Source organism: Bradyrhizobium sp., assembly GCF_035273305.1.
In the GTDB taxonomy this organism is placed as follows: Bacteria; Pseudomonadota; Alphaproteobacteria; order Rhizobiales; family Xanthobacteraceae; genus Bradyrhizobium.
The window spans coordinates 25,410-50,539 of sequence record NZ_DATEPI010000037.1 but is presented as its reverse complement, the minus strand read 5'-3'; the positions used below and the strand labels follow the sequence as shown (position 1 = coordinate 50,539).

General features: G+C 57.1%; 23 protein-coding genes, 1 tRNA gene and 2 pseudogenes. 11 read left to right on the top strand and 15 right to left on the bottom strand.

Annotated features, from left to right (window positions below; all coding sequences use genetic code 11):
- The first annotated feature begins 89 nt into the window (after positions 1-89).
- Positions 90-216: transfer RNA gene (locus tag VJV58_RS02680), tRNA-Val, on the top strand.
- Positions 217-693: 477 nt separating this feature from the next.
- Here VJV58_RS02680 and VJV58_RS02675 read toward each other — a convergent pair.
- The 6 genes and pseudogenes from VJV58_RS02675 to VJV58_RS22330 form a co-directional block, all read right to left on the bottom strand.
- Positions 694-984 carry a hypothetical protein gene (locus VJV58_RS02675; RefSeq protein ID WP_324135789.1) on the bottom strand — a complete coding sequence of 97 codons (291 nt, stop codon included), beginning with the start codon at positions 982-984 and terminating at the stop codon, positions 694-696.
- Positions 985-1,855: 871 nt separating this feature from the next.
- Positions 1,856-2,308, bottom strand: coding sequence for a DoxX family protein (locus tag VJV58_RS02670; protein WP_324135788.1), 453 nt, complete (start codon positions 2,306-2,308; stop codon positions 1,856-1,858).
- A gap of 599 nt (positions 2,309-2,907) precedes the next feature.
- Complete coding sequence (locus tag VJV58_RS02665) at positions 2,908-3,114, bottom strand: hypothetical protein (protein WP_324135787.1); 207 nt, start codon at positions 3,112-3,114, stop codon at positions 2,908-2,910.
- A gap of 472 nt (positions 3,115-3,586) precedes the next feature.
- Positions 3,587-3,688 (bottom strand): annotated as a pseudogene (locus VJV58_RS22340) (PEP-CTERM sorting domain-containing protein); the annotation flags it as partial.
- A gap of 1,667 nt (positions 3,689-5,355) precedes the next feature.
- A pseudogene (locus VJV58_RS22335) lies at positions 5,356-5,852 on the bottom strand (DUF899 family protein).
- 31 nt (positions 5,853-5,883) lie between these two features.
- Positions 5,884-6,129: a DUF899 family protein gene (locus tag VJV58_RS22330; protein ID WP_414641381.1), complete on the bottom strand. Its 246-nt coding sequence runs from the start codon at positions 6,127-6,129 to the stop codon at positions 5,884-5,886.
- 506 nt (positions 6,130-6,635) lie between these two features.
- Here VJV58_RS22330 and VJV58_RS02650 point away from each other — a divergent pair.
- Positions 6,636-6,935, top strand: a complete 300-nt coding sequence (locus VJV58_RS02650; protein WP_324135785.1) for a hypothetical protein — start codon at positions 6,636-6,638, stop codon at positions 6,933-6,935.
- Between the two features lie 1,009 nt (positions 6,936-7,944).
- Here the strand turns inward: VJV58_RS02650 and VJV58_RS02645 are convergent.
- Complete coding sequence (locus tag VJV58_RS02645) at positions 7,945-8,196, bottom strand: PepSY domain-containing protein (RefSeq protein ID WP_324135784.1); 252 nt, start codon at positions 8,194-8,196, stop codon at positions 7,945-7,947.
- A 525-nt stretch (positions 8,197-8,721) separates the two neighbouring features.
- Between VJV58_RS02645 and VJV58_RS02640 the strand changes: the two genes are divergently transcribed.
- The 7 genes from VJV58_RS02640 to VJV58_RS02610 all read left to right on the top strand — a co-directional run bounded on the left by VJV58_RS02640 (position 8,722) and on the right by VJV58_RS02610 (position 15,967).
- On the top strand, positions 8,722-9,894 hold the full coding sequence (locus tag VJV58_RS02640) for a glycosyltransferase (RefSeq protein ID WP_324135783.1): 1,173 nt from the start codon (positions 8,722-8,724) through the stop codon (positions 9,892-9,894).
- Positions 9,895-9,929: 35 nt separating this feature from the next.
- Positions 9,930-10,979, top strand: a complete 1,050-nt coding sequence (locus VJV58_RS02635; RefSeq protein WP_324135782.1) for a glycosyltransferase family 4 protein — start codon at positions 9,930-9,932, stop codon at positions 10,977-10,979.
- A gap of 150 nt (positions 10,980-11,129) precedes the next feature.
- Entirely contained in the window at positions 11,130-11,561 is a 432-nt protein-coding gene (locus VJV58_RS02630; protein WP_324135781.1) for an NUDIX hydrolase, read from the top strand.
- 4 nt (positions 11,562-11,565) lie between these two features.
- Positions 11,566-13,161, top strand: coding sequence for an alpha-amylase family glycosyl hydrolase (locus tag VJV58_RS02625; protein WP_414641382.1), 1,596 nt, complete (start codon positions 11,566-11,568; stop codon positions 13,159-13,161).
- 291 nt (positions 13,162-13,452) lie between these two features.
- Complete coding sequence (locus VJV58_RS02620) at positions 13,453-13,809, top strand: hypothetical protein (RefSeq protein WP_324135780.1); 357 nt, start codon at positions 13,453-13,455, stop codon at positions 13,807-13,809.
- A 427-nt stretch (positions 13,810-14,236) separates the two neighbouring features.
- The gene (locus VJV58_RS02615; RefSeq protein WP_324135779.1) at positions 14,237-14,737 is read left to right on the top strand and encodes a ferritin-like domain-containing protein; all 501 of its coding nucleotides are present in this window, start codon (positions 14,237-14,239) and stop codon (positions 14,735-14,737) included.
- A gap of 738 nt (positions 14,738-15,475) precedes the next feature.
- Entirely contained in the window at positions 15,476-15,967 is a 492-nt protein-coding gene (locus VJV58_RS02610; protein WP_324135778.1) for an HAD domain-containing protein, read from the top strand.
- A gap of 168 nt (positions 15,968-16,135) precedes the next feature.
- Here VJV58_RS02610 and VJV58_RS02605 read toward each other — a convergent pair whose 3' ends face one another.
- Positions 16,136-16,744, bottom strand: coding sequence for a protocatechuate 3,4-dioxygenase (locus VJV58_RS02605; protein ID WP_324135777.1), 609 nt, complete (start codon positions 16,742-16,744; stop codon positions 16,136-16,138).
- A gap of 25 nt (positions 16,745-16,769) precedes the next feature.
- Complete coding sequence (locus tag VJV58_RS02600; protein WP_324135776.1) at positions 16,770-17,759, bottom strand: Bug family tripartite tricarboxylate transporter substrate binding protein; 990 nt, start codon at positions 17,757-17,759, stop codon at positions 16,770-16,772.
- Positions 17,760-17,859: 100 nt separating this feature from the next.
- Here VJV58_RS02600 and VJV58_RS22325 point away from each other — a divergent pair, with 100 nt between their 5' ends.
- Positions 17,860-18,816, top strand: a complete 957-nt coding sequence (locus VJV58_RS22325; RefSeq protein ID WP_414641379.1) for a LysR family transcriptional regulator — start codon at positions 17,860-17,862, stop codon at positions 18,814-18,816.
- 458 nt (positions 18,817-19,274) lie between these two features.
- Here VJV58_RS22325 and VJV58_RS02590 read toward each other — a convergent pair whose 3' ends face one another.
- The 6 genes from VJV58_RS02590 to VJV58_RS02565 all read right to left on the bottom strand — a co-directional run bounded on the left by VJV58_RS02590 (position 19,275) and on the right by VJV58_RS02565 (position 23,984).
- Positions 19,275-19,652 carry a TadE family protein gene (locus tag VJV58_RS02590; RefSeq protein ID WP_324135773.1) on the bottom strand — a complete coding sequence of 126 codons (378 nt, stop codon included), beginning with the start codon at positions 19,650-19,652 and terminating at the stop codon, positions 19,275-19,277.
- 2 nt (positions 19,653-19,654) lie between these two features.
- Positions 19,655-20,239, bottom strand: coding sequence for a TadE/TadG family type IV pilus assembly protein (locus VJV58_RS02585; protein ID WP_324135772.1), 585 nt, complete (start codon positions 20,237-20,239; stop codon positions 19,655-19,657).
- Positions 20,236-21,630, bottom strand: coding sequence for a TadE/TadG family type IV pilus assembly protein (locus tag VJV58_RS02580; protein WP_324135771.1), 1,395 nt, complete (start codon positions 21,628-21,630; stop codon positions 20,236-20,238). The genes VJV58_RS02585 and VJV58_RS02580 overlap by 4 nt, the downstream gene beginning before the upstream one ends.
- A gap of 296 nt (positions 21,631-21,926) precedes the next feature.
- Positions 21,927-22,088, bottom strand: a complete 162-nt coding sequence (locus VJV58_RS02575) for a Flp family type IVb pilin (protein WP_324135770.1) — start codon at positions 22,086-22,088, stop codon at positions 21,927-21,929.
- Positions 22,089-22,227: 139 nt separating this feature from the next.
- On the bottom strand, positions 22,228-22,698 hold the full coding sequence (locus tag VJV58_RS02570) for a DUF2269 domain-containing protein (RefSeq protein ID WP_324135769.1): 471 nt from the start codon (positions 22,696-22,698) through the stop codon (positions 22,228-22,230).
- Positions 22,698-23,984, bottom strand: coding sequence for an SDR family oxidoreductase (locus tag VJV58_RS02565; RefSeq protein WP_324135768.1), 1,287 nt, complete (start codon positions 23,982-23,984; stop codon positions 22,698-22,700). Before VJV58_RS02565 ends, VJV58_RS02570 begins: the two co-directional genes overlap by 1 nt.
- Positions 23,985-24,078: 94 nt before the next feature.
- Here VJV58_RS02565 and VJV58_RS02560 point away from each other — a divergent pair, with 94 nt between their 5' ends.
- Positions 24,079-24,816, top strand: a complete 738-nt coding sequence (locus VJV58_RS02560; RefSeq protein WP_324135767.1) for a DUF4336 domain-containing protein — start codon at positions 24,079-24,081, stop codon at positions 24,814-24,816.
- The last annotated feature ends 314 nt before the right edge of the window (positions 24,817-25,130 follow it).

Sequence of the window (25,130 nt, the reverse complement as noted above, 5' to 3'; positions counted from 1 at the left end):
GACTGCTGCCCCATGCCAAACGACAAAAAAAATTCGCCGTCAAGTTCGTCCAGAACGAAATGCGTTTACGGCAACGCGCGGCAACGAAAGGGCGTGAACGGAGTGCGAAAAGCGCGAACAACATTCAAGAAAATCGTAAATGTCTCAACGCTATGGGCTTCAAGCACCTCGTTGACATCGAGGGGGTCACAGGTTCGATCCCTGTCGCGCCCACCACGCGCGCTCTAAAGTTGTATAGAATACGAGACACTCGCAACAGCGCCGTAGTCTCAAAGACATGTCTGCCAATTTTCCCGGTGAGTACGGTCTCTGCTCCTGTAATCACGGCAAATCAGCCCATTCTGCCGCCCCGTCTCTACAACAAAAAATTCCGTTCCTGACTCAAGTTTCGGAGAGTGGTTCGACGTGACTGCAAGGAGAGTTGGCTAGTTTGGTGCCCTTCACCATCGCAGCCGTTGTGGAGACCGACGACTGTTGGGCGCGCAGTAAGGCCACCGGCACCGATCCGCGTTCCGGCAAGGCGGTAGCGATAGACTTAATCGATATCTGCCGCTTCAAGGACGGGAAACTTGTTGAACATAGGGGGCGTGCGGGATCGGTTTGCGCTATTGCATCAGATAGGCGCATTGCCAGCACCTCTGCGTGGGAGGGCTTAGTCGAGGAAGTTACCGATTGATCGCCGCTAGAGAATGCCTAGCGAGGCTGCGCTGTCCCGCTCAGCTTGCTTTGTCGAAAAATCGCCAACTCTTGGCTGCACAAAGCAAACTCGCTGCTCCCTGCGCGCATTCCGAACTTCTCGCAGAATGCAAGATTTTCATCTGATGTTGTCTGAGCAAGTTGCTGATGCGCGGCCGCGCGCATGTCGGGACCGGTGACAAAGATCGCATAGAGACCACATGCCACCATTACGGCAACAAACAATGAAATAATGGGTGAAGCTGGACTGTATTTGGCGATTACAGAAGCGGTTGTAGCTTGCGTCATTGCAACATCCTTTCGAATATTCGTCGAAAATCACTCGTAGGCGCGGGAAGAAGCTAAAAAGGCATGTAAACGGTCGAACGTTAGCTTACGTCTGTCTCAGGAGTGTTTCGTCGGTAAAGAATTTTCGGAGCCTAAAGATTGGATCTTGCGGCTTTCCTGCCCCGCTGATTGGCTATGGACCTTAATGGTGGGCTCTGCGGCGGCAAACGTGACGTCCTGGAAAAAACAGTTTTATTGGGTGTCGGGGACCGTCCTCCTAACGGCCGTGTGGCTCGCATTCGTCTTCTACTTTGAGCCCGATCTTGTAGGGAAGCTGGCAACTGCGGCGGCTACGGCGTGCGTGATTGCTTTGATCCAGTCTCGATTGAAAGCCTAGGCCATTGCCCAAACCAAATTAGCCGACTGAGGCTCAAAACACGGCAGTATTCTAGTTGGGGCGAGTATTGGGCACCACCATTTGCTCTTCGCAACTGCATTTGTACGTGCGGACCCTCCGACCCAGAGTTGGGATCGAGAAATGAATACAGCAGCCACATGGTTCGGCTGCAGCGCTCGCACTTTGGCGGCGGCTGCTTATTCAGCGAATCTTCGCACATTGAACCGAGTCACCGCGCGGCCGTTTAGGCCCCAGCCGTCCTTGCCCCGTAAATGGATGTTCGGATGAAATGGCGGTAAATCGAATTGAGGATCAGGGTAAACATGACGCACCCCATCGTTTGATCGAAGCAGTAGCCTAGGCCGCCTTTGTTTCCGTAGATGGGGAGCCGCCTGTACCGAGATCGAAAACGCCGCAAAAAGTGGCCCTACTTCTTCTTGCCCGCCCGGCCTCTTGAACGGACCACCGCGCACGTTACTGCCTTTGATCAAGCTGCTATTTTGCTAGCATACGATCCAGCGAGAAACGGCCGCCACCAGTGACGAAGATTGCCAGAGCTCCGCCCATGATGGAGATATTTTTCAGAAAATTGATGTACTGCCCGGTCTGCTGCGCCGCAGGGTATTCCCAATAGCGATGTCCGATCGCGGTCGCGACCAGCACAAACATGAACGCCAGGATCGCGCAATAACGTGTGCCGATGCCCAGTATCAAACCTGCCGATAACAGCAGTTCGGTCACGAGAGTCAACCATGTGAACAGGAGCGGCGCAGGAACTTTCAGTGAAGTGAAATACCCGATCGAGCCAGCGAAGTTGGTGATTGCACCATACGCGCTCCCGACGAATATCCACGCCAGCATTATGCGTGCGACGAGAATCAGGGTGTCAGAGCTTTTGGTAGCGAACCCGTCGGTTCTCGACAGCAGTGAGTAAGAAGTGGATTGCATGCTCATTTCCCCCGTCTATTGCTCTACCCACGTCGCGATTGCGCCCGATCTGCAACATCCGCTCATTTTGTAGCTTGCAAATTAGCAGCCATTCATGGCGCTGACGTGCCCCTTTATGAGCCGTCCACAGTCATCGGTAACGGAAATGGCCTGTATACTCAATCACCCGACGGACCGGGCGAGCAAGCAGGCGGTCCGCATGATCGGGTACTAGCTCAATTGACAGTCGCGCCGGACGCCCGGATGATGTCGGGCACTTCACGATGTCGGCACAAAGGAATTTTCCAAACGCCTCCGCCGGAAACTGGTTCGACGGCTGCGAGGGGAGTTAGCAGTTTGGTCCCTTCCGCCTCCACCATCCAGTCCATCCAAACCGCCGCGATAGTACACCTAATTAAAAAGGGGCTTTTTGGCGGGAGATTCGATGTTGTTCTATTAGCTATTCCGTCTCTGCGGAAAGCTATCGCGTCTCCTCAGTCCATTTTTCAATCAGTCTCTGCAGCAGAAAATTACGTTCCTGGCGGCTGAGTTCAGCGCGGAAAAAGAAACCGTTGGCTTCTCGGAAATCAGCGCTTAGAGCGAGGGAGGTCCAGCTCCCTTCATTGCGCGTTCAGCCCAAGCGCTTCGAACCGCCCGCTCCATTCTGCGGAAGAATCGCGAAGTCGCTCGACACCGATGCCGCGGGGCTGGCGACCTTCGAGCGCTGCCCGTACCAGATCGGGCGCAAGGAATGCGAGCGAGATCGTCATATTGACCTGACGCGCGCTGCACTTTTCGCGCTTTCCGATTTGTTCGACATCGATCACAGACCCAGAAAGGATTTCATCAAGCCAGCGTCGACCTCGTGCAATGGCGCTGACAAGGCGGACTCTACGTTCGATCCGCGTCGGGCGAACTTCGCTATTGGGAATGGCATGAGGGAGGGGGATTTGTCTGGCCCTCCTGGATGGTGGCTTTTGCGAAGGGATCGATAGTGAAAGCGCCCCCGCCGCTGCCGCCCTCAAATCAATTTTGATTCACCAGCAGTTCTTCGCAATTGGCCCTCACTCCAGAACAAGCGCCGCCGCGGTACGGCTCAAGACGGCCGCTAGATGGTTGCCCCGGGAACATTGAGTGATGAAGCCAGCGTCTACGGGCCACCTTTACGAAACTCATACTTTGCCGCAGCCTCCATTGGTCCACGCTGTCACGTCCTCGGCGACGGCCAGAGATAGCTCGGCAAACAAAAAACCGCCCCCGTTAGGAGGCGGCTTTCTCATCAGTAACTATGCTGGAGGATCAAGCAATTATAGCCAAGCCGTTCTTCTTCTTTCGATACGCCATGAAGCCGACGCCCGTGAACCCGACAATCATCATGGCCCACGTTGAAAGCTCCGGGACGGCGGAGACATTCTCCCCGAAAACGGCAATGCAGCCATTGGGACAGACCGAGTTCGTTGGATCGGCCCCGAACGGCACAAACACCTGTCCTGAGATCGGATCGACTGCGACTGAATGATCACCAGCCGTTGTGGCAATATTTTGCAGGAACGTATCGGTATTGCTGTCGATCACGCCCAGAACTGGTCCACCTGGATTGGTTCGGGCAGCAAGAAACCAGCGACCGGTCGTTGGATCGAACCACACCTGGTCTTCACCACTGACTTGGCTGAACGCTGCCACGACCTTCACGTTGCCACTAGCACCCGTTGGATCGATGACGATGGTCTGCCCCGGGTTGGCGTTGCCGACCAAGATTTGGCCATTACTGGCTACGGCAAGTCCCGAGGGCGAATAGTTGTTAAAGCCCAATGCGGCAAGATCGAACACTCGCAACACCGCGCCTGTTTGTGGATTGATTTCGGCGACCCCGCCTGAGGTACCGTTTGCACCCAGCTGAGGAATAGAGAGGTAGAACTTGCCAGTTTTTTGGCTGAAGTCCGAAGCCTCAATACCATTTCCTGCAACCGGCGCACCGTTCGTACCGTTGAAGAAAATCTTCGTGATGATCGAGTTGGTCTTAGTATCAATCAATGTTGCAAACGGCACAGGAGCCGCATTGTTGGCAACCAAAAGATGGCGAGTGTTTGGATCAAACGACATCTCGTCGACCCGATTTTGGTCTGGCGTTCCGGTCGGCAGAGTGAGGAATTGCGGGTTGGTTGTGGGGTTAACAATGTTGAAGCCTAGCAGCGTGCTGTTGCCATTGCCGGCATAAACCTGATGCTGACCGGTTAGATTTACGACCTGCACTCCATCCGGACCGGACGTATCATTCGATGTGGTCTGACCCGAGAATAGATGGCCCGTACCGCCTATCCTCGTCACAAACGTATCAGTCTTCGCGGAAAACACGTCGACAGCGGCGTTGGATCGATCCGCGACATAATCAAGCTGGGTAACTGGATCGAAATAGCTGATATCATAGGTTTTGAACAAGCCGCCCACATTGTTGTCGGGACTGGCAGGTACCGCGATCGTATTTTGTAAAACGTAGTCTGCTTGCGCGGACGTGATGGTCGCTGCGACTGCGAGGGTGATTGCACTGACAGTCGCCAAACTTTTTAGCGTCATGTGCGAGCTCCTTGAAACAGAGCTGCCCCGCCGGCATTAATCGCGCAGGTCGAAAATTCTTCAACAATGTTCGTTCATCGAAATCCGAGAAACTCCCATGCAGAAAAGCGCGAAATGCTGCTCTGCAAGCATTAGGTCGGATACCGCACTAAATGGATGAGCTGGCAGCGGATCACAGTTCGACGATGTTCGCGTAGCTTATTGGACTGTTCTTCCCGGAAAACGCCGGCATCGGCGCAGTGGCGCGGAAAGCAATCCAAACTGCGGATCGTCGATCTCGATCCACCGCTATTGGCGATGAAGATAGACGAGATGCCAGATGCCGCCTTCCGTCTGTCGCCCGGTTGCCTTTTCGATTTCAGGTCCCGATCAAATAGCGGACGTCCCCGGGCGGCTGAGATGTCGCTAAGTGCCACAAGGGACCAACGTCGCCGCATCAAAAAAGGCCGAGGCAATCGACCAACGTGAGCGTGAAGCCTTTCGTTATTGCTTTCTCAGCTCCTGCCCGTTCCCAGGTCGTCCGAACGCCCGGCGTTCAGCGGAGGCCACTGCACGATGGGATGGCCGTCAGTCCGGTAATTGTGCTCGCCTTCCGGCCATTTCGGCCACCCGGCTGGCGAGTCCTCCCAGCGCTCCTGTCGCCCATAGACCGTCAAGTCGAGTAACGCGTAGCTATTGCCCATCACCTCCACGCCGCGCCCCGTCGTCCAGTAGGTCTCGAAGACATCGGATGCCTGCCGCAGGTAGCAAACGATATGCATCCTGCCCACCCGACGTCCTACCAGGAGGGTGTCGAGCGAGTCCCGCGGGGCCGAGTACCACGGCATTTTCCAGCCCATGAAGTCGCGATAGCGTGCGCTCTCCTGATATGGACCTTGGCAAAACACAGCGAACGTGACGTCGCGTGAATGAATGAAGGCCAGCTCACCCACCTGCGATACAACGTGCACCCCTCGCACTGCTCCGGCGCCGGCTGACCGGGGTGCCACATGAAGTAGTAAGCGATGAGCATACGGCGTCCCTCAAACGCCTCCAAGAGTGTGACCCTCACGCTCGCCAATGAGCGGGGTCGCACCATCCACCGCAACCATGGGCAGACGCCGGCGCGCGGCCGCAATAGCATCGCCGTCTCCTGTGTGAGCCTTCTCTCGAATCCGCAACGCGTCCAACTCGGCCTGGAACATGCTCCGATCGACGACCTTCGGAGCTCCACGTTCAGCTTTCCCTGAGCCACTGTTCAGGCGTTCCAGTGCTGCGCGTTTTGTCATCGCGTCCTCTCCCTCGCCTTACCCGACAGACGGCCTACACGTGTGTGAACGCGCGACAGATTTCAAGTTTCCGAGTCCCTAGGCCCGAAGGTCTTCGGCCATGATCTCGCGGCCCAGCAACTCTTGTCATGGTCTCCATCCAGATGCGGCCCCCCGGCGGGCGGCGCCGGGCGCGCTAACCCGACCGGGTTGTCCTCCGGCTGCTGGGATTTGAACCAGCTCAGCGAGGCGCTTCAATTCGGGCGCCTCTATTCTGCTTGCAGACAAGAGACCGTTCGCGGTGGCTCGCTTGGGGCGTCGTTCTTTTGACAGCTGATGACGGCCAGGAGCTCTACAGGACCGGACTGCGGCCTTCCCTCACATCGGTGCTCGCCCAAAGCGCTATTCACAGCGCGGAGGGCTCCAAGGACCGGTTGGCCTTTGCGCGGTTCGCAGCACTGAAAGCCAACTCTGGAACGATTCGTCTTTGAAATCGTTTTGACGCCCAAGAACCTGGAGGCCCAGATATGAAAACACTGCTCAGTTTGGCAGCCGTTTTGACGGTATCCGCGCTCGGTGGCTCAGCTTCCGCATTCCCGGCAGCGCCGCTTAGTCAGGGAGCCGCGCCCATCGAGGAAGTCCGCTTGGTCTGTAACGAGTGGGGCCGCTGCTGGCGCACAGGCCCGCGTTACTATCGATACGGCTACTATGGTCCGCGCCCCTATTACGGACCGGGATATGGCTACTATGGTGGACCCTACGGCTACTATGGGGGTCCCGGCGTTACAGTAGGTGGACCTGGTTTTGGCTTCCGGTTCGGCTTCTGAAAAGGGCTTACTTTAGCGGCTGCGTAGCGTGTGTATGGACACTAACGCTTCGGGCCATATGGCAGTGGCACGGCTGCGCGTAGAGCGTAGCGAAATAAATGTAAAGCAACATCAGAAGCCTCCTCTTGGAGGGAAGAAGCAGGTCGGCTTGCCATTTATGGCAAACAAAGCCGCCTCTCCTGTCGGCGAGTGCTCGTCCCACCAGATAATGTCGTCCGGCATTTTGATCCATTCGCCGCCCTGCAGGTAGAACCATTCGTCGTTGCCGTGGCTTTGTCGACCTTGAACTGGGTTTCGACTTTGTCGGAGCAGGTCACAACAGCTGCTGAACGCAAACCTACTTTGGCCGGCTTCGGTCAGTCTGCGGGACTTGTACCAGTTTTGAATTTCTGGCGATGCTGCAGCGTACTGCGGCTTCCACTTGGCATAGCGTTGCGCACCGACAAAGCTATCCTGTATCGAAGCACCAAGGAAAAGGACTGATAGCCGGAGCGCTGCCTGTTGTACGCGGCTCGTCGATACAGCGCCGTACCACTTCGCGCCTTAGTGAAGCGGTGCGCCCTGGTTTCGAAAAAGTAGGTTTGGGCTTTGCCTAACCGCTCGGCACAAGCGATGAAATTCAGAATTCGAATCGCGTAGATGCTTGGTGCGGGCATCAGCGTCCAGTTAGGCAGTCCACCGGCGCGCCCCCGGCCAGTTTTTACCTGACGAGGAGGCCGATCAGCGCATCTGAAAATCTAATTTGCCGATGGCGTGTTTGCCGCCGAATTCGGGCGAGTCATGATCTCTTGCGGCTCTGGCTGCATTCGCACGTCGGCGGCAGCGAGAGAACGCAGGCACCGACCTCAACGTCGAGACTGCGCTAGGCAATGGAGCCCGAGTGACAATCAAATTCACGCATGAGGTGGTCGTCCCCCAATCGAACTGACCAGTGACCAGCCGCTGCGTCGATCTCCTCACCGCGATTGCTGTCGCGCGAACGCGGTGAGGATCGATCCCTAGATGAACTCTAACGGTAGAGATTACGCACTTCACCGCTCCTGGCGTCGATATAAAGCGTCATGAATCGACCCGACGTATCCTTTCCCTGGATTTCCCATTGGTCGCCATTGAGCTCAGTATAGGAGACCGTCGAGAGGCCGAGGTCGCTCGCCACCCTCAATGCGATCTGCATCGAAATCGGGTCGGCCTCATAGGCCATGGCCGATTGCGTGAGCCCCAGCGCAGCGGCTGCAACGATTGCCATCATGTATTTTCGCATTGTTTATTCCTCGTCGTGATCCCAAGCCGCTCCGTTCCCTGTGGTCGCAACGGACGGCTGGAGGTTCCTGATTGACCTTTGCGGGCCTTTTTTGGCCTGAAAGCGCGCTACTCGTTGCGCGTTGGAACGGCGCAACCTTCCCTAAAAACTGTTGAGCGCGGTTCGCGTTCCGGATTTGAGCGCGACGAAACTGCGCCAACTTTCGCGGTGCTTGCGCGCTTTCGCGCGAATGATGGAACTAGGCAAATGCTTCATGGCGCGGGTCCTTCGCGGCAGCCCCCAATGTGACGACGAAACTTCACGCGAAGCTCGGACTTATCGGAATGGGAGAACTGCAAGGGCCTGGGCTTAGGAAGGCATCGGGTCGATTACGGCTGCCTGCGAGGGAAAAGACGGCTTGAGACTCACCAGGAGGACTGCTGACAAGGTGGCGCAATGGAACTGCATACATCTTCGATATCTCGACTCAACTCCGCCGTTGAGAGGTCCAAGCTCGGCCTTCATACGATCGAACAATACGAGCCGTTGATCGGCTCTGCCGTGGCGGAACGGATAGCCAGGAAGGCTGATCGTGTCAGCGGGATGCGTGTCGCCCACGTCAGTTCCACGTTCTACGGAGGCGGTGTCACCGAACTGCTCACGCCCCTGACGCTGATGATGAATGCAATGGGCATCGACACCGACTGGCATCTCATTCAAGGGACGCCAGGGTTCTTCGGCTGCACAAAGAAGCTGCATAACACCTTGCAGGGGGAGAAGCTGAGTTTGTCTGACGCCGAGAGGGCCATATACGAAGAAGTCGTGTCGGAGAATGCAGCCAGGCTTCATCTCGAAGATGACGACGCAATCATTGTTCACGATCCTCAGCCGTTGCCGCTTATCTCGCATTTTCCTGCACGGGAGACGCCATGGCTCTGGCAATGCCACGTCGATCTCTCATCGCCATTTGCACCCGTGTGGAGTTACCTGCGCGGCTTCGTCGACCAATACAACACGGCTATCTTTTCTCTTCCCGAATATGCTCAGGATCTCGGCACAACTCAGCATTTCGTCCCGCCGGCAATTGATCCGTTTTCCCCGAAGAATGGAGAATTGTCTGAGAAAGAGACGGGAGAATTTCTCGCCAATTACAAAATCCCGACCGATCGACCGCTTGTTGTGCAGATTTCCAGATTTGATCGATGGAAGGATCCCCAAGGCGTTATTCATGCTTTCCGCAAGGCGAGAGAACAGGTGGATTGTACGCTCGTGTTGGTCGGTAACAACGCTTCCGACGATCCGGAGGGCGAGGCGATCCTTGAAGAGCTCAAAAATTCGATCGAGGAGGGGATTGTCATCATCGCGGTGGATGACCCGATCCTGGTGAATGCGTTGCAGCGACGGGCCGCGGTGGTGCTGCAGAAATCGTTGCGCGAGGGGTTCGGCCTTACCGTCACAGAAGCCATGTGGAAAGGAGCAGCTGTCATCGGCGGGGATGTGGGCGGGATTCGTCATCAGATCAAGGACGGGTGGAACGGCTTTCTAGTCAAAACGTCGGATGAAGCTGCGGCAAGAATAGTGGAGGTCTTGAAGGACCCTCAGCTTCGAGAGCAACTCGGTTCGCGGGCGAGGGCGACGGTGCGCGAGAAGTTTCTGATGAGCCGTCTGCTGGAAGACTGGCTGGATCTGCTGATTCGATTCGGCCGGCCGGAGGTCTGACAATTAGCGGACAAAAACAGAAACAGCGGAAAACATTGCGGATCGCGCAAATAGCACCTCTGGCGGAAAGTGTGCCCCCGAAGCTTTACGGCGGAACTGAGCGGGTGGTCGCGTGGCTGGTCGATGAGCTCGTCAGTTTGGGCCATGACGTCACGCTTTTCGCAAGCGGCGATTCGGGGACTAAGGCTAGGCTCAACGTGGTATGGCCTCGCGCCCTTCGCCTTGGTCGTCCGCGTACAGATCCATTGGCAGCGCAAGCAGCGTTATTGGAAGAGATCGCGCGAACAGCGGCTGAATTCGACGTAATCCACGCGCATATCGATTGGCTTCACCTGCCATTGCTCGGTCGGCTCGGGGTGCCATTTTTGACGACGTGTCACGGGCGAATGGATTTGCCGGGTTTCAGCGACGTCATCCGCCGGTTTTCTGGCGCTCCCTTTGCATCGATATCGGACAATCAACGCCTCCCAGTGCCGAATGCGAACTGGATAGGCACTGTATATCACGGTCTGCCGCTCGATTTGTATCAGCCGTCGTTCGAGCCTGGCTCGTACCTGGCTTTCCTCGGTCGGCTCACCGCCGAGAAAGGACCGGAAGCGGCAATCCGCATCGCACGTGCGGCTGGAATGCCACTGCGCATCGCGGCCAAGGTGCCGCGAGGCGAGCGGGGCTATTTCAAGGAGCGGCTTGAGCCCCAGGTCGATGGAAATGACATCCAACTTAACGGCGAAGTAAATGATGAAACGAAGCGACGATTTCTTGCCGGCGCGGCAGCGCTGCTGTTTCCGATCGATTGGCCCGAGCCGTTTGGTCTCGTGATGATCGAGGCCATGGCGTGCGGAACGCCGGTCATTGCCTTCAAGGCCGGCTCCGTGCCGGAAGTGATTGATGACGGGATAACGGGCTTTGTTGTCTCAAGTGAAGAAGAAGCGGTTAAGGCTATTGGACGCCTCGGTGAACTCGACCGACACCGGGTGCGCGCGCATTTCGAGAAGCGGTTTTCCGCAAAGCGGATGGCGGAGGAATATCTGCGCCATTACCAGGAGCTCTGTAAGAGTTCTGGTAGGGTTCAGAGCGCCCGCTGATACTGCTCGGTGTCCCCGATGCTCATTCGGATTTAGGGTGACGGCGCGCGCGTGCCTTCGTGCCCAGCGTGAGGCAGCGGCGAAAGTGCCACGTGTCACGCGGAACCATCGATACAGCCGATTGTTCTCTGGTTTTTTGGAGGATGATTTGTGAAGTTCAAACAGTTTGCGGCTCTCCCATATCGAACAAGCGATGCTAGTCTAAAGATCCTTTTGATAACTACTCGGAAGAAGCGCCGCTGGTCGGTGCCCAAGGGGTGGCCGATCAAACGATGCGCGCCTTACGAAACCGCAGCCACCGAGGCCTACGAAGAGGCCGGCGTGCGCGGAGCGGTCGACAGGAAGCAGATTGGTCAATTCAAAAAACGCCGGACCAAGAAAAAGCGCTCGGTGCTCTGCGCCGTTGGCATTTTTCCGCTTCAAGTAAAACGCACGCAACGAAACTGGCCAGAGAAGTTTGAGCGAAGCCGGATCTGGGTCGCGCCCCACGAGGCAGCCAGGCTCGTCAATAAGCGCGGCCTGCGAAGGGCCATTATGGACTTCGAACGCGTGCAGCTACGCGATCGGCTTCCCCCGAAGTGAACCGATTGTGAAAGCCTCCCAGAATAGCTCGCAATGGTGGAAGTCGGCGGTTATCTACGAGATTGCTCCGCTTTCATTCCAGGATAGCAATGGGGATGGCAAAGGAGACTTGAAGGGAATCGAGAGCCGTATCGATTATCTTTGCTGGCTTGGCATAGACGTCGTGTGGTTGACGCCCTTTTTTGTCTCTCCCATGCTGGATTTCGGCTACGACATTGCCGACTACTGCGCGGTTGACCCTGCATTCGGGACGATGGAAGACTTTGATCGCCTGAGCCAAGCGCTGCAGCGGCGCGGCATCAGAGTGATTCTGGACTTCGTGCCAAACCATACCTCAGATCAACATCCCTGGTTTCTGGAAAGTCGATCGTCGCGCAACAGCGCTAAACGTGATTGGTATGTCTGGTCCGACCCGGCCGTCTCTGGCGGACCGCCGAATAACTGGCTCAGCCGCTTCGGTGGGAGCGCGTGGTGCTGGGATGAGGCAACCGGCCAGTATTACTATCATGCGTTCCTGAAGGAGCAGCCCGACCTGAACTGGCGCAATCCGCAAGTGCGTGCGGCCATGGCAGAGGTGCTGCGCTTCTGGATGCGCCGTGGCGTCGATGGCTTCCGCATCGATGCAAGCGCGGTGCTCGCGGAAGATCACCTGCTGCGCGATGATCCGGTAGATCCGGAGGCGGGCGACACCAAGCCGCCGCCGCAAAGATTGAAGCACGTGTTTTCCGATGATCGTCCTGAATCGCTGGGCTATCTTGAGGAGGTGCGGCAGGTCGTCGACGAATTCGAGCAGCGAGTGCTCTGCGGTGAAGTTCAGGGCAAGATTGACCGGATCGGGAATTTCTACGGGAACGCACGTCCTCGCCTGCATTTGCCATTGAATTTCGCCCTTCTCGACAGCCCATGGGACGCTCTTTCGCTGCAAGGTACGATCGACGCCTATCTCAATGCCATTCCCGAGGGCGCCTGGCCCGACTGGGTCATCGGCGGCCACGACAAACAGCGAGTCGCGGGGAAGGTGGGGCAGGCGCAGGCTCGAATATTGGCTATGCTGTTTCTAACCCTCAGGGGAACGCCGTTCTTTTTCGCCGGCGACGAACTCGGTCGGGAGCCGGGCGAGATCCCGAAGGATACGGTACAGGACATTTTCGAAAAGCTGGTTCCGGGCTATGGCCTGAACAGAGATCCTGAGCGGGTGCCAATGGCATGGGATGCAAGCCAGCACCACGGCTTCACGACCGGCGAACCCTGGCTGCCGATGAAGGGCATCGGTACTCGCAACGTTGCCGATCTACAGAAAGACGATCGATCGATCTTGCACCTGTACAGGGAGCTGATCCGAATCCGGAAAAAAGTGCCTGCGCTTTGTATCGGTGACTATCGGCCGCTGCGCAGTCGTAATGACATTCTGGCCTATGAGCGTTTCACTAGCACGGACCGATTCACGATCGCGCTCAATTTGACGCATGAGGGGCGGCTCCTGGAACAAATAGGCAAGGGCAGCATCGTGCTTTCAACGCGGCTCGATCGAACGACGGCGCCGGTGTCGGGCCAGCACCTGTTGCGACCCGACGAGGGCATCATCATCCAAATGGACTGATTGATCGTCTCGATTCCATATCCTGCGAAGTCACTGCAGCCCGCGATCGCGGCCACGTTCCTGAAGTTCTTCCGTGACCAACCGTTCCGAAGTAAACGGTTGCCTTCCACAGCGAAGCGCCATTCCTGCTCGCACAGCTGCCTGACCTTTCTTCGCATCAGCTTGCGCGGCTTGCGTCAAAACTCGACTGCGACGAGGAACGATAAACTCGCAAGATGTTTCTCCGCTGATCAAAAACAGTGGAGATGTACATGCGGAAACTTCTATTCAGGTCAGCGCTCGCGGTGCTGCTTGCCGGAACGTCGATCGGAGCCTCGTTCGCTCAAGGAGCCGGCGGCGGCGCTGGAGGTGGAGCTGGTGGCGGAGCCGGCGGTGGTGGTGCTGGCGCAGGAGCCGGTGGCGGCGCTGGTGCCGGAGCCGGTGCTGGTGCGGGCGGCGCCGGTGGTGCTGCCGGTGGCGCTGGTGCTGGCGGCGGTAGTGCAGGTGCTTCCGGTGCTGGCGGAGCCGGTGCGGGTGGCGGCCCGGAGAATTGCGCCACAACGGGGCGTCCTGGACCGTGTCGGTGAGCTAGCGCACGCGCGGCGCTACTGCTCGACAAAGACACCTCAGCCGAACGGCGGCGAAACGGGAAGCCGCGGCTCACGTTGAGCGAAGCGGTGACGTAACCGATTGCGATTCGTTGAACGTCAGGCGAGTTATTGGCGCTGGCTGCGTTGGCCGTATGTATGCCAGCGCGAGCTACGAGCTAAGAGGCTCCGGACCAATCTATGTTCGGAGCCTCTTTGAAGGAAATCGCTGGTGCCTACGCATCGCTGTGCCGAGATGTGCCAGGAAAGCGTTCGACATTGATCACAAACTCTCTCGATCGATTTTTCTCCAACCAGAAAAGGAAATCTGATGAATCTTACGATGACGACGTTAGCGGTGACCTTCGCGTTGACGGATTTGAAGCACCGGGCCAATACGTCGCAGGTCCAAATGAAGGCCGCTGCGATCACATAGGAACGAGCGAGGTACTCTTCCGTTGTGGGGTTTCGAGGCGGTTCAGTCCGCCGACAAATCATGGAGAGCGGATATGACATCGAAAGCGCGAGATATTTTTATAGATGGGCTTCGCAATGCGCACGCGATGGAGGCCCAGGCAAGAGAACTAATGGAGCGGCAGTCAGAGCGGCTGACGGACTATCCGGACGTGAAGGCCCGCGTGCAGGTGCACCTGCGCGAAACGCAGGAGCAGCTGGATCGGCTCGAACAATGCCTTGCCTCTCTGGGAGAGACCACCTCATCGATCAAGGACACCGCGCAGTCCTTCATGGGAAACCTGATGGCGATGGGCCATTCAATGGCCGGCGACGAAATCCTCAAGAATACCTTCGCAAACAATGCTTTCGAACATTTTGAGATCGCTGCGTACAAGTCATTGCTGACCCTGTGCGGCCCCGCCGGCGCCAACAATGCTCGCGGGGTGCTTGAGCAATCGCTCAAGGAGGAACAGGAGATGGCGTCCTGGGTCGACCAGAACATCGGAAAAGTGACAATGGACTATCTCAACAAAGAGGAACGGGCCGCTGCTTGATGCGACGCAGACGCGATCTCCTGCCTGATCGACAGGAGATCGTCGCTGAGCCAGCAAGAGCCACCTACGAGAACCGTTAGCTCAGGTGCCGGCTAATTCTGGTTCCGCCGAACCGCCCTACGTAGCTCAAGGACGCGTCAGGCCACGCCCGGAACGATTGCGACCACGGGTTGGCTGTGCTGCTCCACAAACACGAGCTCAGTCCTGCACGAAAAGCTGCCCGCTCGATTTAAGAGTGGCGACTTCGCCGCAAGAGTCGGATGCGCTCAATCCTGCTACAATGAGGGCAACGATACTGAACGATGTCGCCGCCCTCAGTGGGATCGCTTTTCTCAATCCTCATTATTTCGGTGCAAACAATGCAGACGAGGAGATCTGGCAGAGGGCTTTGATTGTCGTTCGACAAAGGAGACCTGGTTTTCGGCTCTCTGACCCTGGATGGTTCGGACATCACGCTCGATATCGCTGAGCTCAGTGAATTTCTCGAGTGCTCGCTTTACCCCGTAGGCGCCTCGAACTTGCAATCGCAAATCGCCAACATCCACTCTGAACGAGACCGCTCGCGCAGCATTCGTCAGCCGCCCGCAACAAATCGAATGAGGTAATTCACCGCTGTCGCCGTTGGAGAACTCCGCCCAAGCATGAACCTTTTACAACATGGGACGTTCCATTTCGGACGCCTCTGGCGACATCACAGGGACGGCAGATTAGGACAGACGACGAGGTTTTTCGCTCACCATGAAAGTCATTTTTCTGGATATTGACGGCGTACTGAATTGCGCTCACACACCCAATCCTCGCAATTTCCCCTATATTATTGATCCGGTTTTGCTTGCGCGCTTTAGGAAGCTTGTCACTGATAGCGGGGCGCAAGTGGTTCTGTCATCGACGTGGCGAGTGGATCCGGTCGGGCTTTTTGCCGCCAAATACTATGAGGTCCCGTTCGATGATGTCTGTCCCGACATGCCGAACGCCCCCCGATGTGAAGAGATGCAGGTATGGCTCCGCAATCATGAGGACGCCACACGCTATGCCGTTCTGGATGACGAAGACGATTGCCTTGATGAATTGCCGTTGTTTCAGCCTAGCTCGAAGACTGGTTTGACGCCTGAGATAGCAAAGGGCGTGGAAGAGTTCCTGGCCGGCAGGTCTGACAAGGACATGCGCGCGAACGCCCTGACGCGGTTTGGTCAGAACATTCATGCCTTGTTCGAGCGTGACAAGAGTTAGAGCTCGTTCGAGCATTTTTCAGGGATGACTATTCAGGGCCCCACTACCTCCCGACTACCTTATCATAGGGCGAGTGACCGTCGCATTTGGGTTGCGACGTCGCCGAGGAGTTTTTCTGTCGGACGGGTAAAATCATCGACCCGTTTGGGGAGGCAGGTGCGAAGCTGCCTATCCTCGGGTGAGCACGATGTCGAAATTGAAAATCCGATGTTGGGTTGGATGGTCGGGTGAGACGAGCCTTGCGATCAAAAGATCCGGGCGCGGCGCCGACATAAGGGCTCGGTCTTTGGCGTTAAGCGGCTCGCCCGGAAAATACATTTGCGTCACAAGCCGTTCAAACTGGCCTTGAACTTCGATATGAATGTGAGGTGGCCTCATCCAGTCCGGCCCCACCGAATAGGCACCGGGCTTCACAGTCTTGATCCGATATTCACCGTCTTCGCCAGACCGCATGGTCACGGACCCGACGAAGTTTGGATCTGGCGGTTCAGAACTGGGGTCGTTTGGATGGGCGTAGCGGCCGAATGTATCGGCCTGCCAGATTGTGAGTCTTACGCCCCCAACAGGTTTACCACGGAGATCGAGCACCCGCCCCCTGACTTCGATAATCTCTCCTAGCGCGCGGCCCTCGTTTTCGTTGATGCTAGTGAGATCGTCTCGCGCCAAAAGTCTGTGCTCGGCCGGGAAGTAAGGACCAAGAATTTGGTCCGGTGTTCGATGCCTGTCCGGCGATCCGCAAACTTCGGTGATGCATACAGATTCAGTGGCGCGCGTCACGGCAGGGCTCCTGTCGCCATCGCAATCAATCGTCTGGCGTAAAGCCGGAAGCGTGCACGATCGGACGCCAGCGCTCGAAGTCGGATTTCATGATTCGAGTAAATTCTTCTGGCGTGGCGCTTGTTGCGTCAATGGACAGCTTGTTCAGGCCGGCAATGAAGGTGTCGCTCGTCACCACAGCGCGAATGGCGCCGTTGAGCCGGTTAACGCTCTCAGCCGGTGTTTTTGCCGGAACGAAGACCCCGAACCATTCAACTGTTTCCAAAGCGGGATATCCGCCCTCCCGAACGGTCGGAACGTCGGGAAGCAGCGGACTCCGCTGTTCGCCAGTGGTTGCCAGTGCGCGAATAGCTTTGGCTTGCACGTGCGGAATGGCGGTGCCGATCGGGTAAATCGTTGCGGCAATTCGACCCCCGATCAGATCCTGAATGCCGCCGGGGCCTCCGTATGGCAGATGTACGAATTCAAAACCCGCCGTCCGAGCCAGAGACAGCCCGGTGAAATGCAGCATCGATCCCGCAGCAGCCGTACCGAAAGTCGCCTGCTTGGGATTTTCCTTACACCATTGCACGAAATCCGAGAGCGTTCGTACGTGATCGGGCACCAACGGCCCGACCGTGAGCAGAAAGGGAAAGGAGCAGACCGTTGTGACGGGGATGAAGTCCTTGAAGGCATCATAACCAAGTGCCTTGTAGACGTGCGGGAAGACCACAAAATTGGACGCCGGGGCCAAGGCCATCACGGAGCCGTCACCCGGGCTATTTTTCAGAGCGCCAAGTGCAAGACGGCCGCCAGCGCCGGGGCGGTTGTCCACGATGAACGAAGTGGAATAGCTCTTCATCCCCTCGACGACGGTCCTTGCAACGACATCGATCGCGCCCCCGGGGCCGAAGCCAACGAGCATCCGTGCCATGCTGTGGCCGGCCTGAGCTGTGGCTTCCGCTCGGATGCCAGGCAGCAAGGGCGCGACAGCACCGGCACCTATCAAAGAACAGAACCTTCGCTTGGTGATCATGAGGATTCCTCCCGGCTGAGCTGGTTCCACTCTGGTCCAAACCACCGTAGTCTAGTAGACCTGAAATCGCGGCACCCCTTTAGCTATTTGGCTTACGCAGATGGACTGGTCAGATCGAATTGGTCGCCGCATTAAGCTGCGAGACTTACATATCCTCATGGCAATAGCTGATACCGGGAGCATGGCCAAAGCCGCAGCCAAACTGCGGATTTCCACCCCAGTGGTTTCCAAGACAATGCTGGGCCTTGAGCACACATTGGCGGTGAAGCTGCTGGATCGCGGGTCGCGGGGTGTCGAGTTGACGCCTTACGGGCGAGCCCTTCTTCAATGCGGGATAAATGTATTCGATGACATGCGGCAAGCTGTTCGCGCTATCGCAAACCTGGCCGATCCAAGCTCGGGAGAAGTGCGAATTGGATGCACCGAGATCGTCATGTCGAACTTGGTGCCGGTTATTGCGGGGAAGTTTTTGCGGCAACATCCTCAGGTACGGCTCGATGTAAGTCTTACCAATCCTGGCGAACAACAGATCCAGGAATTGCAAGATCGAAAAATTGACCTGCTGATAACGAGAGGCTTGGGAGAGTTCGCAGAGAGCGATTTCAACACCGAGATCTTGTTCGATGAACCCTTCGTCGTCGTCGCGGGAGACCGAAGCCCATGGGCCAAGAAGCGCAGCTTCGGGCTTGCCCATCTCATCAAAGAACCGTGGGTGTTGCCGCCATATCACACCGCGCCGGGCGCGCTGATCGCGGAAATGTTTCGCGATGCTGGATTGCAGCCACCCCAACCGAGCCTCTCAACGATATCCAGTCAGTGTACAATCGCGCTGATTTCAACCGGACAATTCGTCGGCTTCTTGCCGGCGTCTATCGCGTCGCTCAACGCTCGTGGCGGCGCACTGAAAATACTGCCACTACGGCTTGCCAGCCCCCGCGTTCCACTCGCCATTGCCTGGGTCAAAAATCGCACGATGAGCCCGGCCGTCGACTTGTTTATCTCGTGCACACGCGACGTGGTTACATCGCTCGCCCGCCCGCAAAACGCAGCTAGCTAGCAGCAGCTTTCAGTACGTGCGTCCCTTTCGTCTTTTTCAGGGGTCAGTCTTCTGGTGATGGACTGCCGAACGGCAGACCGCTGGTACGTCTCGCTGAAGCAAGCCGCCGAACCGACAAGGCAACTTCGAGAGAGGCTTGCAAAATGCTATTATTCGCCAACGCCGGGCCAACAGCGCGTCGCAACGTCAATCGCCAACCCGACCAAGTGGAACCGAATAATGGTTTTAGATCTTATGATCGCCGCAGCGCTGCTTGTAACGGGAATCGTGTTTTTCTTCCCACGCAAAGTCAAGAAACGACCAGAGGAGCTCGCCGGGACCGTCATCTGCAAAAAATGTGGGTCCCGAATCAGTATCGCAAATCCCTCGAAAGTTCTGGACGAGTTCAGCGTGACGTGCAGCGCCTGTGAAACCCGCAAGCTCTACAGTCGGGCCGATCTTAAGCGCTAGCACCAACGCTACGGAAAACAGGAGGTCGCGGAGATCGGGATGACAAATGTCCTAAAGCCCACATCCATCGAGTAGCTGATCGAGCCGGTCACCGAGTTGCCGCAGGCGGCGGCAGCATAGACGAAATTGGGTGAGACGTTGGGCCCGAAGTAGCGAGTTTGAGTGTAGGCAACAGTACTCGCCGCATCGGTGCAAATCGTGCTCTTGACAGAAGCGCAGCGTGCTCCGTCCTCTACTGCAAAATGAAGGCTGCCGATCAGAAAAAGAGCGACACAAAGCGCGAGCGTACCAAGGAGCATCGCGATGAAAACCGGCGCAACAATTGCAAACTCGACAGCCGTGGTGCCCTGCCGGTCGCCGTATAAGGATTTGATTTGATTTAGCACGGTCAACCCAATCGCATCATGGCCGTTCTATTGATGGGCGTGGGGAAAGTGCTGGCGACACTTAGGCCCGGGAATAACGGGGCGTAGGTAAAGGTCGTTTGCACCTGGATGTAATCACCAGGCTGAAGGCTCGGCGTGCCCGCAGCTGTGCAGTCGGCCGGCCTCGACGAAACGTCACTGACGCGTTGAAGCGCATTGGAAGCATTGACGCAGTAATATCCCTCTGACGGCGAACCAGCGACTAGAGTAATACTCGTCCCCAGCGAAGTACTCTGAATTGCATTCTGGAGGGCGGTCGTTAAGCCGGCGCAGTTTGTGGTGGCGGGTAACTTCGAGGGATCGCAAGCTTTCCAAGCCGCTTGAACGGCGACCTGGGTCGCGTTCTCGACCTGCATGCGTTGGTAGATGTAAATTGAGGTGTCAGTAACGTTCGCGAGTGCTACCGCCAGCAAGATGGCGAACAGCCCGAATTCGACGGCAGCCACTCCGCGCTGATCCGACCACATCGCCTGGCCTTCTGCGGCAAAGTGACGGGTCACCGTCGTGAGCGAAGGTGCTCTCACTCGTTTTCTGGCCGGCATTTTCATTGGACCAGCGCTGTCCTGCTGGGAGCTGTCGCATTAGGCATGGTCAACCCCGCTTGAGCGCACCGCCCAATATCCGTCTGCAGGATTCCGGCAGTGCCGCTGATCTGGAAATTGTCGGCGACCATCACCACACAGGATTCGCCGGCATTCGATTTATCAATCGCCCCCTTAAGCGTAACACTCGCATGGGGCATATAGACCAACCCGCTAATTCTCCAAGTTGGACTGTTGCCGGCTGCCGCAACGTCCAAACCAGATGTCAAGCTTGGGTCCTGATAAATCGCGACGCCTGACCAAGGTCCTGTTTTGGGACCAGCGATGTCAAGAACACCCCCGCTGCCATTGGTATTATCAGTGGGTGCGTGCTTGTAGGCTCCACTGGTTCCGGAAAAGACCAGCGTAACTGCCGAACCCGTAGAGGTTCGCAGCGTGTGACCATTGAGGTCGAGCTGGCCGTTTTCGATTACGAGTACGGCGGGGCCGCCATTGGTGTTGATAACTGTATCTGCGGTCAGCAGCTGATCGCCGCAGAGGAAATTGTTGGAAATGGAATTGGTGCTCCCGCTCAAGTTCAGCGAGCCGGACAGCTGGTTGTGAGAATCTACCGAGTAACTGTTTCCATGGCTGGTTTCCTGGTATGAGTTTGCAGCCGTACAGGGGCTGGAGCTATAACGTGGAATGTTCACAGCCAGAGAAGCGTAAGGGTCTGTAACTACCGGCACGTTCGATACCGGTGTGACTCCACAGTTACTGCTGGTTCCGTGAGCAAAACCAAACCCTGCTCCCAGATTGGAGCCGTTGCACTGAGCGCCCGTGTTTGACATCACGTTGCAGCCGTTCATATTCGCAACGGGCGCTCCATTGGTGCGGATGCCTTGGGCGACGCCACTCCCCGCAAGCGCCAACATACAGAGATTTTGAGGTTGCGTAGCTGGCGTTGCCACCGCGACAGAGCTTATTCTCTTTTGTAGCGCGCCATTCAAAGTGGTGTCGCCCCGGAACCCGACCACTTGAGACAAGAGCAGCGGCACAAACCCGGTAATCGATACGCTGTAGCAAGTGTTGGTGCCATTCGGGCAGGCCGCAGTGTTCGAAACCGCTATGCTGATGTTGTTAGTGCCATCAATAAAGCCGTACTGAGCCGCCACCGCTTTGGCTTCGACGGCATAGTTAGCGCCAGCATTGGTTGCTGCGGCTATGGCGGCGGTATCCGCAGCGTTCTGCATGCCTCGAGTGGTTAAAAACCAGTTTGAGACCTCGAAACCGACCGCCAGTGCACCTACCAGCGGGATTATGAGCACGCCCATGATCACGCTGACGGCGCCGCGCTCATCCGAGCGTAATCGGTCGACCAACGCCACAATCGATGAAATGATTCCGAACGATCTCATTCGAGGTTCCTGCGATAGCAACATGGCGGCCCCTACGCTCGCATGAGTTATTTAAGAATACCTGATGAGGATCACTAAAAAGCGGCATAATGTTCGCGGTGATCGACGGTTTCCCTCCGCAGATCGAGCGTATGGTATGCCTCGGAATTGGGGCTCGTCTTGTAAGCTGCGCGCCTGCTGGTGAGTGCACCCGCTAACGTCGCCTGGCCGTACGAAAGGGCCGCCGTTGGGTTGAGTCAGCGGCGGCCCTTCCCGGTTTCACACGGACTCAGTACAATCCGCGCAGTCACCGTTTTCTATTTTAGTGACGAGTTGATGGAGGTGAACTTCGTATTCAGGTTAGTACCAAGGCCGTTGACCGCGACAATAATCGCGATCGATATACCGGCGGCGATCAATCCGTATTCAATAGCGGTCGCGCCACTCTCATCTTTGAAAAAGCGCCTGACGAGATGCATTTCCTGCTCCCAAGTCTCAAGGGAGAAGCAGGTTACGGCTTTACGAATTTCGAGGGCGTTAACTTAATCGATCGAATGCCACGGATTATCAAGAAGCAAGACTGCCGCGGGCATAACTGGGACGCCCGGAGATGGCGCGCTACCAGATCGACGGCCGGGAAATCATCAGCCAGAAAACCATCATGACAGCGCCGAAGGCCGGGAAGCCGAAGGCAAACCAAACCCGAAACAAGGTCTGGTATCGCGCCGGAAGCGGCTTTCCGTCAGTTGCCGCAGCGCTCGCGAGGTCGCGCATCTGCATTTGCATCCACACTACCGGAAGCCAAAAGGCTCCGGTCACCATGTAGAGGACGATCGAGAGCACGATCCAGCTCTCGCGCAGCGAATACCCTGCCTCGTATGCAAGGGCAATCCCGGTCAGCGGCTGAGCCACTACCGCGGTCGCGGTAAACAGAAAGTCGGCGAGCACGACAATGCGCGCGACTGCGGCCACGATAGCCGCTTCGCCGGTCAGATGCGCGCGCAGCATGAAGAACGCAATTCCGGCGCCCGTGCCGAGTAACACCGCCGCGCCGATGACGTGCAGATATTTCAACGCGAAGTAAAGCATCAGCGTTCTTCCAGGATTGCCAGCGCGATCAGGTGCAATACGAAGATGGGCAGGATCTTCACAAGTGGACCAAGTGGCTCGAGCCAAAGATCAGGCCGGAGGATCGTGCCGGCGACGGCATAGAACAGCGACAACGCAAGCGCACCGTAGAGTCCGAATACGGTTAGGCGTCGCCAGGCAATGCAGGCTCCAACCGCGATATCCGCGAGCGCCCCGACCACCACCGCGGGTCCAGACAGCAGGCCCGCGCCCGTGCTGCGCATGAGCTCCAGTCCGCTCGGGTATCCCACTGTCAGCGAAATCACGCCGGTGGCGACCCAGAACGCCGGCAACACCACGAACGTAACCGCCTTCAGCAAATACAGGCGCGCGAACCATTTCTCCTGAATTGTCGTCGGCTCAGCCGCTAGCGCCTGCTTAATTGATTGTGGTCGGATGCCGGTTACGGAAGTCCACGGCGCCGGATCGCCAACCGCTCCTCTTGCAATTTCGCGAGCGGCATTGGTTCGCATCGGCGGACGCCAGCCGAGCGCACCGGCAAAATCACCGAGCCGGTACAGGATATGGGCGAGCCAATGCGGAATAATATGCGTGCGCGCCGGGGACCAGCCATACCAGTCGCGATATTCGGCGATCATCTCCCCCAACTGCAATCTGTCGGGTCCAGCAAGTTCAAGCTCCAGGCGCGAGGGAGCATCTGGGTTGAGAAAGAATGAAATGGTGGTGACGAGATCCGCAAGCTGAACAGGCTGGATAGGTTGCGTGTCAGGCATCAGCGGCAGCACAGGCAGGCTGGCAAGTCCGCGGATCATCGCGCTTGCGCCGAACACCGGGCGGCCAAGAACGACAGACGGCCTCAAGATCACCCAGTCGAGATCTGTTGCCATCAGCTGCCGGTCGCCCGCGTATTTTGTGGCTGAAAAACGCGAAGGCTGCGCCCGATCAACCCCGATGGCCGACAAATGTATGACACGTCGGATGCCGATCTGTTCACAGGCGGCAAACAAAGCGGCCACCCCGCTCGAGTGAACCGCCTCGGTATTCTCGCCCGCGCTGTCCTGCAGCACTCCCGCGCAGTTAACGACTGCATCCACGCCATCCAGATGGACCAGCCAGTTTTCAGAGTGAACCGCTAATGAGATGTCGAGAGTGACCCAGCGATGTACGTTGTCCTGTTTGCCAGTCCGACGACCTATCCCAACGATCTGATGCCCTTCGTGCGTCAGGCGAGTCGCGAGCGAGGACCCGATCAGGCCGGTCACTCCCGTTATCAGAACTCTCATCATTCCCTCACGACTGAGCCAGGAACGTAATGGAATAATGGATGTTTGACACCCATCTCTGAGGGGCGCGTTCGGGTTTTATGTCTGGGAGTATGATGTGAAAGCCGATCCAGTCTACCCGCCGCTGGACGTCCTGAAGCCTGTTGCCGAATCTGTTTGGGTCGTGGATAGCGGGCCGATCACAGTGATGGGCGTAGTTCCGCTTCCTGTCCGTATGACGATTCTCCGTCTTCAGGATGGATCGTTGATCCTGCACTCGCCGACACGGTTCGATAGTGCGCTTCACCGATCGATCGAAACCATCGGAGTTATCAAATATCTTGTGGCTCCAAACATCGCGCACTGGATGTTCGTCAAGCAGTGGCAAGAGCATTGCCCTGCGGTCCAGACGTGGGCGGCGCCGGGTGTCGCAAAGCGCGCACCCGTGAGGCGCGCCGGCGTCCGCGTGGATCATGAATTATGTTCCGACGTACCGGTACCTTGGTCTGCGGAAATCGATCAGATCCTGGTCGAGGGTGTTGGCTTCGCGGAGGTCGCCTTCCTCCACAAGCGTTCCAAATCGATTGTCCTCACGGACTTGGCCCAAAATCTCGAGATCGCAAAGATTCCTGCCCTGCTTAGGCCGGCTGCTCGCATGATCGGCGTTGTGGGGCCAAATGCGAGAGCGCCGATTTATCTTCGTGCGATCATTAGAATGAAAGGCAAACAAGCTTCAGCGGCCGCCAAGCAGCTGGTCAGCTTTCAGCCGGAGTTCGTGATTTTTAGTCACGGCCAGTGGTACGCTGAACGCGCAACTGAACGCCTGACAGAATCGCTTCGCTGGTTGCTCGACTAACGGACACCACTCAACTTTGCAGCCAACCATGGGCGCGATCCGCTTCCTGCCCTCACGCGCGCGCAGTTTGTACAGCTTGCAAACGCCAGCTGGCCGGTGCACCCGGTTAAGCCTTCACATCTTATTGTTCGGCGCGAACCTTCCCGGGCCGCATTTCTTTTGGACCGTGAGCTGAAGCACTTTCCATTGCGGAGTTCCGCAGGTTCGAAGGGATGGGACATGCGAGCACATCGGGCCATTAGTTTTGCAATTTCGATCTGCGGCGGCATCGCCGTTCAGAACACCGCATATTCGGAGGAGTATCGCGGAACTTG